The following is an 11,720-nucleotide window of genomic DNA, read 5'->3' as shown; positions in this document are numbered from 1 at the left end:
ACTAGCTTCTACGCCAACAGACTTCCCGATCCCAGAAAGCGAGTCCACCTTGCGCATCGGCTATCTGATCGACACCAACCACGGGCACTACGACCAGCCCCTGCCCGAACCGGACAACGCGGCCAACGCCCTCGATGCCATGATCGAAGAGGGCATCCTGGCCGAGCAGTGCGGGTTCCACTCCATTCAAGTGCCCGATCGCCATGGCCGCACCGAGTCGTATTTCGGCTCGCCGCTGAACCTGCTGATGATCTTGGCCCGGGAGACCAGCCGGGTGGCCATCGGCTCCTATTGCCTGGTCAACACGCTCTATCACCCCATGGAAGTGGCCGAGCAGTGCGCCATCATCGACAACATCTCCAGGGGCCGGCTGTACATGACCTGGGGCCGGGGCTTCCACGCCGGCTACTGGGGCCAGTTCGGGGTTCCCTCCGAGCGGATGCTGGGCCGCTACCTGGAGAATGTGGCCATCATCGACAAGGCGCTGCAATCCAAGGGCGAGCGGTTTAGCTGGGAGGGAGACTTCTACCAGGTACACGATGGCCTGCTGTCGCCCAATTCTTATCAGCAGCCCCGGTTCCCGTTCTGGGGCGGCGGCCAGCTTCCCGCGGCCATCGAACGGTGCGGGGTTTACGCCGAGTCTTGGACCTGCGACGACTTCCCCATCCTCAAAGAAACGTGGGAAGCGCAGGCCAGCGCCTACCGGGCCAAAGCCATGGAACACGGCAAGGAGCCGTTCATCGTCCTGATGCGAAAGGCCTGGGTGGCCGACACCTTCGAACAGGCCGCCGAGCAGTACGGAACCCACTATGTGCCTGAAATGCGCTTCTACTGCGAGCAGGGCATCCTGGCCCACCACCCCGAATTCGACTCTCCCGAGAAGATCACCACCGAATCGGCCCGCGAGCACATCGTGGTTGGCTCCCCCGCCCAATGCCGGGAACGGTTGGAGCAGTACTACGAAGAACTGGGCGTGCAGTATTTCACCGTGCAGTTCCGCATGGTCACCGGGCCGTCTTTCGAAGCTACCCGCGAGCAGATCCAGCGCTTCGGCGAGGAGGTGGTGCAGCCGTTGCACCGCAAGTACCCCGCTCCCGACCATCCGGCCATACCAGAAGCCTGCCGGTGGTGAAGCAATGACTTCGGCGACGCAGACTCCGACCATCGAGGAATTGGAATCCCTGGTGGGAAGACAGTTCCCCGGTGGAACCTACGCCGTGAAACCGTGGAGGGTTTGGCTGACCAACGACGTCCTCGGCGCGAAACAGCGAACCGATGGCATCGCCCATCCCATGTTCTGCTACTACGCGGCAATGGCTGGTTTGGGCATCTCCATCGACGAGATGTTCACCCTTTGCTACGGGTCGGCGGACGATGGCCCGATGTTCGGCGAGTGCGATATCCAGCAGCTACGCCCCTTGGAGATCGGTGCCACCTACACCGTGCGGGGAGAGATCACCAGTGCAGTCCGCAAAGAAGGTGCCCGTACGGGGACCTTTGACATTGTGGCGTTCCAACTGGAAGTCGTTGCCCCCGATGGCGAAGTGTCGTCTGTGGTGTCCAATTCGTTCATCTTTCCCAGGAGGCCCTAGTGAGCGAGAAGCCAATTCCATCAGTGGGCGACGAGCTGCCCCGGATGGCGATCGAGTCGGTGGACGCCGAAAAGATGAAGACGATGGCCGCCCTGCTGGCCGATTCCAACCCCATCCACTGGGACGTCGACACCGTGAAGGCACTGGGCATGGGCGACCAACCGGTTAATCAAGGTCCCAACAACTTGGGCTACGTGATGAACATGCTGGGCGACTGGGCAGGTGGTGCCGAGCGCATTCAGCACATTCGGGTGCGATTCCTCGACAACGTATTCGCTGGTGACCGATTGGAAGCCGGCGGAACGGTCACTTCGGTCGGCGATGACGGCGCGGTGTCATGCGACATCTGGCTGGCCCGCGACGGTACCCATCCGGTGCTGGCTGGAACCGCCACCCTGTTGTTGGGTTAGGTGATAAGCCGCACGTTGTAGACGCCAGAGAGCGATCGGATCAGCAGGGTGATCAAGAACAGGATCACCGTGCCCAGCGCCATGGTCGCCCCTGCTGCGGTGTCGTGGTGGTAGCTGATGAGCAGGCCAACGACAACGGAGATAGAGCCGAGAATGACCGCGGTGATCATGATGGCAGAAACCCGTCGCACCAACATGGCCGCGGTCGACGGCGGGGCCACCAAGAACGCGAAGACCAGCAAGTTTCCGACCGCCTGAAATGACGCCACAATGGCGATAGCCAACAGCGCCAGCAAAGCGGCATGGGCCACTCGGGGCCGAAGCCCCAACAACTGGGCCTGTACTTCGTCGAAGGTCATGACCAGAAAGGCCCGATGGAGCACCAGAATGCCCAACAAGGTGATTCCGGCGATAATGAGCTGGCGAAGGAGGTCGCTGTCGGTCACCCCAGTGATGGAACCGAAGAGAAATCGGGTGATGTCTCCGGAGTAAGCCCCTGACCTGCTGGACAGAATTACCACCGCCAAGGCCAAGAAACCCACATAGAGCAGCCCGATCGAACTGTCTTCGGGCAACGGCGAATGGGCCCGAATGAGGTTGACGCCTAAAACCATGATCAGAGCGGCTATGACCGCGCCCACCATGGTGTCGCCCCCGAGGATGAAAGCGATGGCTATTCCGGGCAGCACCCCATGGCCTAAGGCCTCCCCGAAGAAGCTCATCCCCCGAAGCACCACCCACGTTCCCACCGTGGAAGTGGCCAACACCGCTAGCAGCCCTGACCACAGGGCATTCCGCATGAAGACGTTGTCGTAAAAGGGCTCGATCCACCAGTCGAACGGACTGGTCAGAAAGTCCACTAGTCCAATTTAGCTAGCGGGACATCAACCAAGGCCTTCGGCGATCTTTTGTACGTTGGTACGTATGAACCCGATGTAGGTGCCCGAGCTGCTATCCGCGGGACCCAGCGATCCAGTATTCAAGGAAACCACCTGCACACCGGCCTCTCGGCCCAAGGCTTCAGTGTCATCGGAACTGTGTGTCGACTCCGAGAAGATGGCGGCCACGCCGGTTTCGTCGATCAGCTCAACCAGTTCCTGGAGCCCCGCGGGGCTAGCCGCGGCCAGGGTGGAGCCGCTGGGAATGACCGTCCCGATCACCTGGAACCCGTAGCGATCGGCGAAATAACCGAGGGCATCGTGGTTGGTGACCAACAGGCGATCCTCAGGATGCAGCGAGGCCAAGATGGCATCGACCTCAGCGTCCAGAGCAATGAGCTCGCTGTGATACGCCGCAACGCACTCGTCTAGGGCCACGGCATCGAGGCCTGCCTGGGTGGCCAGAGCTTGGCTGAGCTCGGGCAATGCTTCGGCAACTCGAATGGGATCGAACCATACGTGGGGGTCTTCGCTTCCGTGCGCGTGCGCATGGCCGTGGCCGTCGTCTTCGGCGTGCTCGTCTTCGTCGTGGTCGTGGCCCTCGTCTTCGTCGTGGTCGTCTTCGTGCTCGTCCTCGTCGTGGTCGTGGCCCTCGTGATCGTCGTGGTCGTCTTCGTGCTCGTCCTCGTCGTGCTCATCGTGGCCCATCGCCGAGCCGAATTCGATTACCGAGACATGGTCAGCCACGCGAAACACTGGTGTGCCCGCATCTTCGACCGCATCAATGGTGTCCTCTAGGCCCTCCTCCAGGAACAAGCCGTTTGCCACTATCAACGCGGCGTCTTCCATGTTCTCGCGATCACTCAACGAGGGCTGAAAGGCATGAGGGTCGCCACCAGGGGGAATGATGGTGGACACTTCGGCCAGTCCATCGCAGGCCACGTTGGCCGTTACATCAGCCCATATCGACGTCGTGGCTAAGACTGTCGGTACTCCGGTTCCGCCAGCATCATCGTCGTTCCCGCAACCGGCAGCGATCAGCGCCAACACAGCCAGCAAGCACCCTGCACCAAATATCACTCGCCTTAAATTGATAATGAGTCTCATTCCTGCAAACGTATTCTGCGACCTGCGTCGATAGCAAACAGACAACGCTTACTTTCCGGAGAGATGTTCGGGCAAGAAGGGAAGACCATGACGGCAATAGTCCATGCGCTGTACATCATCGGCCAGCTCTTTGCGATCATGGGAGTGGTTTTTGTTGTCCCCCTGCTGGTGTGCGATTGCTGTCGGTACTCCTGGAAACGACGGTGCGCCCGCCGTGAGCGGTGTACATCCGATATAAGCCCCTAAGATGAAGAACAGGAATGACTGAGCAGCTACGACAGAGCGCGGAAGACAGGGAGTTCCTCTCCGAGTTGCACGCTCAGATCGGCAGCAGGCTGGCCCAACAAGGCCACCGGTACACCAGCGGCCGACGGAAATTGGTGGAGGTCCTAGCCCTCTCCGGCCAACCGATGATTCTGCCTGACATCGTGGAGGCAGATCCGAAGTTGGCTCAGAGTTCTGCCTATCGCAATTTGGACGTTTTGGTTCGCTGCGGTGTCATCCGACGAATCAACGTGGGGGGCGATCACACCTACTTCGAGTTGGCGGAACCGTTACTCGGTCACCACCACCACCTCATATGCCTGATCTGTGGCAGCATTGAAGACGTTCAATTCGACAGTGAAATCGAACGCCTGGTGGACAAGAGTTTGAATGAGATATCAGTCCGAACCGGATTCACCCCTGCCACCCACAGTCTCGACCTCCACGGACATTGCGCCGACTGCTGACGCGGTCCCATAGAATCCGCACTGGACAATGCGGCTGACAGCACTCCGATTGAGCCCAGATTTGCTCTCATGGCGAGAAGAGATCCGGGATTTCTTGGCTGCGGAGATGGCGCCCAAGAAGGTGTTTGGCCATGTCGACCCCACCGATCTGACCGGTCTCGACCTGGAATTCGAACAGCGACACCAAAGGGAGGCAGCTCGTCGGGGCTTTTTGGCTGTCTCATTGCCCGAAGCCGATGGGGGCCGCGGCTGCTCTCGAGCATGGAAGCACGTATACGACCTGGAGGCTGCCTACCACGGTGCGCCTTCCATCGACACCGGAGTGACCCTGTGCGGCTATGTGCTCTCTCAATTCGGAACTCCTGCCCAGAAGTCCCGGTGGCTAGCCCCGATGGTCTCTGGCGAAATGCTTGGCGCAATCGCGTACAGCGAGGCCGGCGCGGGCAACAGCCTGGCAGCCATCACCACGACTGGGGTTCGCAGCTCTAACGGTTGGGATCTGTCGGGAACCAAGTCGCACATTACGGGCGCGCACAAGGCAGACTTGGCCGTGGTCTTGGCGGTGACCGACCCTGAGGAAAACGCCCGTTCCGCGATGACCATGTTCCTCGTTCCCCTAGATGCTCCCGGAGTGGAGGTGAGACGCAGGCCAACCATCAATCGTTGGACTCTCTGTGACATAAACCTCGGCCAGGTTCGACTGGGCGACGACAGCGTATTGGGCGAGGTCGGCCAAGGGTGGTCGCAGGTAATGGCCGCCGTGGTCGCCGAGCGAGGATCTCTGGCCCACTACGGGTGGGCCGAGCTGTGGTTGCAACGCCTGCCCGCCGCGATTCCCTCGTGGGAACGATCCCGTCTGCACACCGCGGCGGCTCGAGTCCGAGCCTTTTGCCAGCGGCTGATCGACCTCGAGGAGACAGGCCAAGCAGTGGGCTACCAGGCCTCGGTAGTGAAGGTGGCCTCCACCGAGCTTCTCCAGGACATTGCCCGAACGGCCCGGACTTGGGCGGTACCAGGAGAAACCGACTGGACCGCCATGTTCGACCAAGGGCCCACGTACACCTATGACGCACTCGAGGCCATCCATCCCTCCATCTCGGTCGGTGCCAACGAGACCCATCGGGACATGATCGCCACTGCCCTGTTGGACAGCGATCTGTCCGTGTCCCTTCCCCTGCCAAATGTCGCCGACGATCCTGTTCTCGCAGCCTGCGTCGAAATGGCCGCTGATGCACGCCAGCTCTTGGCCCGAACCGCTCGGCACGCTCTGCACCGCCCGCTGTACGGCCGACAAGTGCAAGACTTCCAGGCCGCCCGCCATCGCTTCGTGGACATGGCCATCGCAGTCGAGGCGATGGAGCTCACCGTCGCCGAGGCCGCGCACTCCCCTACCGGTGTTGCCCGCGACTATCTGGTATCCGCAGCCAAAGTAACCGGGAACGAAGCCCTTTTGGACGTCATAGAGGGGGCTCACCAACTGCACGGAGCCGACGGGTACTACGAAGACCACTTCCTCGCGCCCTTCGCCCTTCGAGCATGGTCTGCCCAATCCCGAGGCGGAACCACCGCCGAACATTCAGAGCGCTTGGCTAGGCTGACTGCTTCGCAGACGGACCACTAGCTCACCCGTCAGAAGCGCTGCTGGCAATCGTCACCCGGTGGAGGACTCGCTCTTCGCCGGCCACATCGCCCACGACGGCGTGTTGGGTAGATCGGTTGTCCCATACCACCAGGTCGCCGTGGCGCCAGCGATGTCGGTAGGTGTTCTCGTAGCGGCCGATTACTCCGTAGAGGAACTCCAGAAGCGGGCGGCTCTCCGCGGGAGTCCACCCATCGATCCGGGTCACATAGTTGTCGTTGACGAACAGCGCCTCTGCCCCAGTGTCAGGATGAGCCCGTACCATTGGGTGGACGGCGACGACCGCCTCATGCTCCAGCCCGGCTTCAGCAGCCCGGCTGGTTCCCTCGTGTACAGCAGAGAGCGCCCGGAGTGCCTCCTGAAGCCCTGGGGACAGCGATTCGAATGCCTTGACGGCGGAGGCGAACATGGTGTCGCCGCCCACCTTGGGCAATACCCGAGCCAACAGCAGAGTGTAGGCATGGGGGTGCCGCATATGGGTTGAGTCGGAGTGCCAGGTCTGGGTGATGGGGTTTGGATCGTAGATCTTCATGATCCCCGGGTAGCCCTCAATAGAGGGCACGTAAGGATGGATAGAAATCTCCCCCCAATTCCCGGCAAAGGCCAGTTGGTCTTCAGGGGTCATGGCTCCCTGGTCGCGAATGCAGATGACGCCGCTTTGGTGGAGCGCATCCCGTACCGACGCGAATTCGGTGTCGGAGACCTCGCTGGTCAGATCCAGCCCCAGCACTTCTGCGCCGAGTGCCCCTGCCAACTGCCGAATCTCCATAGTCGAAGCACTCTAATCAGCCATCAACGGCGGAGCAGCGCGGCCACGATTGGGCCCCGTGGCCCCCCGATCGACTGGGAGAACCGCTCTCTCGCCTCCGCAAGTACCTCCATCCCCCGTGCCACTGCCTCGACATAGAGCTGGAGCTCGTTGAATCCAAGCTGTGCCAAGACTCCTACCAACCACTCCAAAGTCTGCTGGGTTGGCACGCGGTCTCTGGAGGCATCCAGCATGTAGGCCCGTCGTTCAAACATCTGCGCTCCCGAATTGACGCTTCTAACCGTTGATTGACTGCCGGTATGCTTGCCCGATGGGTGAGTCCAGCAAGCTCCGAAAATACCGCTCCGACCACGAGGACCTGAACACCAACAGCCGCTCAGCGATCATTGAGGCCGGGCGGGTGTTGTTCCTCAGCCAGGGGATTGCCTCCACCACCATGGGCGATATCGCCGAGCAAGCCGGCGTCAGCAGGGTCACGGTGTACCGCCACTTCCCCGAGTGCGGCGCCATCGCCTTTGAGGTGTACAACCTGATGCTCGACTCGATCCTGGAGGCCACGCGAGCAGAAGTTCCTTCTGGAGTCAGCGGCCTCGACGCGGGCCGCCACTGCGTGAATGCACTCTTCGCGGCTTATGCCACGCAAGAGTCTGCCTTTCGCTATTGCGGGGCGTTCAGTTCCTACTACGCAACCGAGGACCGCTCCGATGAGCAGGCAGAGTGGTACGACGCTCGGGAGTTTCGAGGACTAGCGGACGCTTGTGGCCAGTTCTTCGGCTCTCAACTCGACCAGGAGACGGCTGACCGCCTAATGGCGCTCACCGATGCCGCTACCAGCGGTCTGTGCAGCCTGGCTTTGGCCGGCTCTCCTCTGAACCAAGCCAATGTTGAGCCCCGACTCCGCAATCTCCAAGAGATGATTCTGGGTTACTTCGACAATCTCTAACCTTCGGGCTCTAACCTTCGGGGCCCTCGATGCGGTAGAGGGCGGCCGCGTTCTCCCATTTTCAGGAACATCTCCAATGACGCGTAGGCGTAGGTCGAGGGTTTGCCGTGGGCCGCCATCCGCTCTGGAGTGAAACCGGTTGTGGTGTCGCCGCTGCCGATGTGGGGGCTGATGGGGAGTTCGGCCTCTTGGGCCACCCGGCCACCGCGGTCATTCCCACTGATGAGAACACTTCGCCGCCGACAAACCAGTGGTCCTTGCCCTACTCGGTGCGCTTGACCCGGGGCACCCGGTCTTTCAATTTGTCAGGAACCCGAGACACAAACGTGTCTGGCGGTTCAGTCACATGAGTGTCCACGTCGATGACGAGCTCAGAGTTGGCCATGCTCCCAGTTTGCCTTATTTCCCCTTCACTGTCAGTTGGTTGGTTGTCCTCGGTCAATTCTTCGGGCTGCGGGCCATGCCGCCATCGACCACCACGGTCTGGCCGTTCATGAAGCTCGACTCGTCCGAGCAGAGGTACAGCAGCAACCCGACCAGATCTTCGGGTTGCCCTTGTCGTCTTACGGTTTGGCGAGCCAGCAGGGTCTGGACCTGCTTCTCCGGGAGCTTCGCAGTCATCATGCCCGGTGCGATGCCGTTGACCCTGATGTTGTCGTCGGCAAACTCGTCGGCCAAGACCCGAGTGACCCCGTTGAGGGCGAGTTTTGACACCGTGTAGGCACCGGCGTCCATCAGCGCTCCGTTTGACGACTGGTTGACGACGACGCCGCCGCCGCGGCCGCGCATTGACTCAGCACAGACCTTGGCGCACATGATCGGCGCAACCGTGTTCACGGCCAGAATCTCCATCCATTCTTCGGCGGACAGGATCAACGCCTCACTCCATTTCCCCCGGGCCAGCCCGGCGTTGTTGACCAGGATGTCCACCCCGCCAAACGCGTCGACGGCGACCTGCACCATGGCATCGATGTCGTCTCCTGACGCAACATCGCACCGAACACCAATGGCCCGAGCCCCGGTTGCCGCAATTGCTTCAGCAACTTCTACTGCGGCCTCGCCGTCGATGTCAGCAACAACAACCGATGCACCTTCGCTGGCCAGCGCCCGGGCGTAGACGACCCCCAAACCTCCAACGCCAGCGCCCCCCGCACCGGTGACAATGGCCACTTTGCCTTCAAGTCTCATACAACCACCTCTTGATCGACTGGAATCCTACGCTCGCGGTCGACCCTCCGGAGCACACCCGCCTCCAAGCCATCATGCAACCACCGTTCCAGCCCGGTGGGCGCAGCGGCGCCTTTTCCTCCGATGAGCTTGGTCCGATGGCTGATCGATTGCTGGATACCGTTGATCCGGCGGGGTTCGATCTGATGACCGACTATGCCCAGCCGCTGTCGGCAGGATCGTTGGCCACCGTGCTCGGACTCGACGCGCACGGCTTCGACAAGATGTTGACGTGGTGTGAGGGTTTGTGTACCGACCTGGCCAACTTCGAGAACGACCCGGACCTGACCGCCATTGGTGAGCAGACTAAAGCTGAGCTCGGTGCAGCCATCGCCGAGCGGATCGATTCGGCTGGCGACGATGATTCGGCCATCTCGTGGTTCGTTCAGGAGGGGGCGACGCCAGAGGAGATCGTTAACAACGTGCGACTGATGATCTCTGGAGGCATCAACGAGCCCCGGGACGGCATTGGCATGGTGACCTGGGTTCTCCTGACTCGCCCCGACCTCAAGTCTCAGATTGGTGCAGCCCAGGCCAAGCTACGCCGCCTCATCGAGGAGGTATTCCGCGTGTACAGCCCAGTGGGAACAATCACCCGCCAAGCCACGCAGGATCTTGAATTGGATGGCACGCCAATCCGGGCCGGAGACCTGGTGAGCGGGGTGCTGCGGTCTATTAACCTTGACGAGTCCCATTGGACCAACCCGACGGAGATCGACCTCGACCGCCGAGAGGGCACCCACGCCGCATTCGCCCTCGGCACCCACCGCTGTCTGGGAGAGTGGCTCGGCCACCAAGAAGTGCGAGTAGGGGCCGAGCGCCTTTTCGCCCGCTTTCCTGATCTAGTTTTGGAACCGGACCAGCAGATCGAGATCCACGGCTTCGAATTCCGCGGCCCTCGTTCTGTTCGGGTTAGCGGCTAGCGAGCAAAGCTGAGGGGAATTCGGATCGTGGCCTCGGGATCTTGGAGGCCGGAGTCGTTGATCGCGATCACGCAATCGTCGACGTTGGCATCACAGATGCCGCTGCCAACCGCCCCGACGATGATTGTCAGCTCCACCGAGCCTTCGCCGGTGGGATTGGGATGCAGGATTCTGGCGTTGGAGAAGTCGCAGACTCCTGAGCCCTCGATGCCGCCTTGCGAGCACTGGAGAATATTCACGGTCTGTTCGGGGAGGAACCCGCTCCAGGTGACCACCACGGTCTGTCCGTCGACCAAGCCGGTTGTCGGCTCAGCCGATGCCTGACGGCTGAGCTCGGGCACCTCGAACTCCACGGTTAGACCGGAGTTCGCCTCGGCGGCGAATACCAGATCGGCGCTGGGAGATGAGCGGGGCTGTTGCAAGCGGGTGGCGGCCTGCTCGTCGCCATCGAAAGCCACGGCCAAGAAATCCAATGTGGTGGTGACAACGTCGCCAAATAAGTCGCTGTCCGACCCCAGCCAAGAACCGTGGTCTCCGCCTTCAAGAGTCAACAGGCCCTTGATCGCTGAAATGTCGTTGAACAGCTTCGGTGAGGTTGCGTAAAGAATCAGGGGGTCTTTGGTGCCGTGGATTATCAAGATTGGCGGTGTGTCGGTGAAGTCGTATTCACCCTCAAACGGTGCCGGCGGACCTGCCATGGGCACCACCGCATCAACCCGCTCGTCGCGACAACAGCTGTTGGCGCCGATTCCCAGCACGGTGATCGCCCCATTGGAATGCCCGATTGCCGCGATCTTGCTGCTATCTACCATGTTGGCCAGCGGCCATCGGGGGTCGGCGCCGAGTTGGACGACGGTGTCGATCAGAAAGCTCAAATCGCCCGGTTGAGATCCGGTATCGCCCGCGTCAGCACCACCAGGATTGAATCTCGAACTGCGGGGAAATTCAGGGGCGGCGACGACGTATCCGCCTGAAGCGATTGCGGCCAGGAACTTTCCATATCCCTCCGGGTAGCCGCTCAGCCCGTGGGCCAGCAGGACTAACGGATACGGGCCGCCTGCTGGCTGGGCATTCTCTACAGGGCTGGTGGCTGAGCCATCCACCGCGGCCGGATAGACCAGGAGGGTCCGAAGGGTACGGCTGTCTTTGCTCGGATCGTTGCCGCTAGGCGGAGTGGCCCGGTCGTGATCAACGAAAGTCTCCTCGATGTAGCCGAGTCCGGAAACAATCGGGGCTGGCTCGTCCGCGGCCTCTTCCGGCTCTTTAGGAGGAGCCGACGGGGCGACGGGATCTGTGGTTCCATCCGAGTCTTTGTCTGTCTGATCGGAGCCAGTGGCCTCCGCGGAAGGGGTGGGGTCCGAGGCAGTGTCGACTTCTGAGACGTCCCCTGGCGTTTCGGGCGTTTGATTACCAGACGATCCGCACGACACCAGCAGGACTGCACTCAGAGCAAAGACGCAAATGATGGCCACAGCACGGCCCATCGAGTCCAACATCGCGA

General features: G+C 61.3%; 14 protein-coding genes. 7 read left to right on the top strand and 7 right to left on the bottom strand.

What is annotated here, in order from left to right:
• Window positions 1–49: 49 nt before the first annotated feature.
• From OXG30_08925 to OXG30_08915, 3 genes are read left to right on the top strand one after another with little or no spacing between them, the layout of a single operon-like run.
• Window positions 50–1,132, top strand: coding sequence for an LLM class flavin-dependent oxidoreductase (locus OXG30_08925; protein MCY4135020.1), 1,083 nt, complete (start codon window positions 50–52; stop codon window positions 1,130–1,132).
• Between the two features lie 4 nt (window positions 1,133–1,136).
• Window positions 1,137–1,592 (top strand): hypothetical protein, encoded by a 456-nt coding sequence (locus OXG30_08920; GenBank protein MCY4135019.1) that lies wholly within the window; start codon window positions 1,137–1,139, stop codon window positions 1,590–1,592.
• Window positions 1,592–2,002 carry a MaoC/PaaZ C-terminal domain-containing protein gene (locus tag OXG30_08915; GenBank protein ID MCY4135018.1) on the top strand — a complete coding sequence of 137 codons (411 nt, stop codon included), beginning with the start codon at window positions 1,592–1,594 and terminating at the stop codon, window positions 2,000–2,002. Before OXG30_08920 ends, OXG30_08915 begins: the two co-directional genes overlap by 1 nt.
• Here OXG30_08915 and OXG30_08910 read toward each other — a convergent pair.
• Both OXG30_08910 and OXG30_08905 read right to left on the bottom strand, forming a co-directional pair.
• On the bottom strand, window positions 1,999–2,862 hold the full coding sequence (locus tag OXG30_08910) for a metal ABC transporter permease (protein ID MCY4135017.1): 864 nt from the start codon (window positions 2,860–2,862) through the stop codon (window positions 1,999–2,001). The genes OXG30_08915 and OXG30_08910 overlap by 4 nt on opposite strands.
• 24 nt (window positions 2,863–2,886) lie before the next feature.
• On the bottom strand, window positions 2,887–3,930 hold the full coding sequence (locus tag OXG30_08905; protein MCY4135016.1) for a metal ABC transporter substrate-binding protein: 1,044 nt from the start codon (window positions 3,928–3,930) through the stop codon (window positions 2,887–2,889).
• 317 nt (window positions 3,931–4,247) lie between these two features.
• On the opposite strand from OXG30_08905, the gene OXG30_08900 reads away from it, so the two are divergent.
• Window positions 4,248–4,718: a Fur family transcriptional regulator gene (locus tag OXG30_08900; protein ID MCY4135015.1), complete on the top strand. Its 471-nt coding sequence runs from the start codon at window positions 4,248–4,250 to the stop codon at window positions 4,716–4,718.
• 28 nt (window positions 4,719–4,746) lie between these two features.
• On the top strand, window positions 4,747–6,339 hold the full coding sequence (locus OXG30_08895) for an acyl-CoA dehydrogenase family protein (GenBank protein MCY4135014.1): 1,593 nt from the start codon (window positions 4,747–4,749) through the stop codon (window positions 6,337–6,339).
• Window position 6,340: 1 nt separating this feature from the next.
• Here the strand turns inward: OXG30_08895 and OXG30_08890 are convergent, their stop codons facing one another.
• Both OXG30_08890 and OXG30_08885 read right to left on the bottom strand, forming a co-directional pair.
• Window positions 6,341–7,126 (bottom strand): TauD/TfdA family dioxygenase, encoded by a 786-nt coding sequence (locus OXG30_08890; GenBank protein MCY4135013.1) that lies wholly within the window; start codon window positions 7,124–7,126, stop codon window positions 6,341–6,343.
• A gap of 23 nt (window positions 7,127–7,149) precedes the next feature.
• Window positions 7,150–7,380, bottom strand: a complete 231-nt coding sequence (locus tag OXG30_08885; GenBank protein MCY4135012.1) for a hypothetical protein — start codon at window positions 7,378–7,380, stop codon at window positions 7,150–7,152.
• Window positions 7,381–7,436: 56 nt separating this feature from the next.
• Here OXG30_08885 and OXG30_08880 point away from each other — a divergent pair, with 56 nt between their 5' ends.
• Window positions 7,437–8,069, top strand: a complete 633-nt coding sequence (locus OXG30_08880; GenBank protein MCY4135011.1) for a TetR/AcrR family transcriptional regulator — start codon at window positions 7,437–7,439, stop codon at window positions 8,067–8,069.
• Window positions 8,070–8,331: 262 nt separating this feature from the next.
• Here the strand turns inward: OXG30_08880 and OXG30_08875 are convergent, their stop codons facing one another.
• Window positions 8,332–8,454: a hypothetical protein gene (locus tag OXG30_08875; protein MCY4135010.1), complete on the bottom strand. Its 123-nt coding sequence runs from the start codon at window positions 8,452–8,454 to the stop codon at window positions 8,332–8,334.
• A gap of 53 nt (window positions 8,455–8,507) precedes the next feature.
• Window positions 8,508–9,257, bottom strand: a complete 750-nt coding sequence (locus OXG30_08870) for an SDR family oxidoreductase (protein MCY4135009.1) — start codon at window positions 9,255–9,257, stop codon at window positions 8,508–8,510.
• A gap of 137 nt (window positions 9,258–9,394) precedes the next feature.
• On the opposite strand from OXG30_08870, the gene OXG30_08865 reads away from it, so the two are divergent.
• Entirely contained in the window at window positions 9,395–10,219 is an 825-nt protein-coding gene (locus OXG30_08865) for a cytochrome P450 (GenBank protein MCY4135008.1), read from the top strand.
• Here the strand turns inward: OXG30_08865 and OXG30_08860 are convergent.
• Window positions 10,216–11,715, bottom strand: coding sequence for a neocarzinostatin apoprotein domain-containing protein (locus tag OXG30_08860; protein ID MCY4135007.1), 1,500 nt, complete (start codon window positions 11,713–11,715; stop codon window positions 10,216–10,218). The two genes, OXG30_08865 and OXG30_08860, sit on opposite strands and share 4 nt — an antisense overlap.
• Window positions 11,716–11,720 lie beyond the last annotated feature (5 nt).

This window comes from bacterium (assembly GCA_026708015.1).
In the GTDB taxonomy this organism is placed as follows: Bacteria; Actinomycetota; Acidimicrobiia; order Acidimicrobiales; family Bin134; genus Poriferisocius.
This window is presented reverse-complemented; position numbering and strand designations above follow the sequence as displayed.

Coding starts and splice junctions, on each gene's coding strand:
- OXG30_08920 (MCY4135019.1), top strand. CDS start 1,137: ATGACTTCGGCGACGCAGACTCCGACCATCGAGGAATTGGAATCCCTG.
- OXG30_08900 (MCY4135015.1), top strand. CDS start 4,248: ATGACTGAGCAGCTACGACAGAGCGCGGAAGACAGGGAGTTCCTCTCC.
- OXG30_08895 (MCY4135014.1), top strand. CDS start 4,747: ATGCGGCTGACAGCACTCCGATTGAGCCCAGATTTGCTCTCATGGCGA.
- OXG30_08890 (MCY4135013.1), bottom strand. CDS start 7,126: ATGGAGATTCGGCAGTTGGCAGGGGCACTCGGCGCAGAAGTGCTGGGG.
- OXG30_08885 (MCY4135012.1), bottom strand. CDS start 7,380: ATGTTTGAACGACGGGCCTACATGCTGGATGCCTCCAGAGACCGCGTG.
- OXG30_08880 (MCY4135011.1), top strand. CDS start 7,437: ATGGGTGAGTCCAGCAAGCTCCGAAAATACCGCTCCGACCACGAGGAC.
- OXG30_08875 (MCY4135010.1), bottom strand. CDS start 8,454: ATGGCCAACTCTGAGCTCGTCATCGACGTGGACACTCATGTGACTGAA.
- OXG30_08870 (MCY4135009.1), bottom strand. CDS start 9,257: ATGAGACTTGAAGGCAAAGTGGCCATTGTCACCGGTGCGGGGGGCGCT.
- OXG30_08865 (MCY4135008.1), top strand. CDS start 9,395: ATGGCTGATCGATTGCTGGATACCGTTGATCCGGCGGGGTTCGATCTG.
- OXG30_08860 (MCY4135007.1), bottom strand. CDS start 11,715: ATGTTGGACTCGATGGGCCGTGCTGTGGCCATCATTTGCGTCTTTGCT.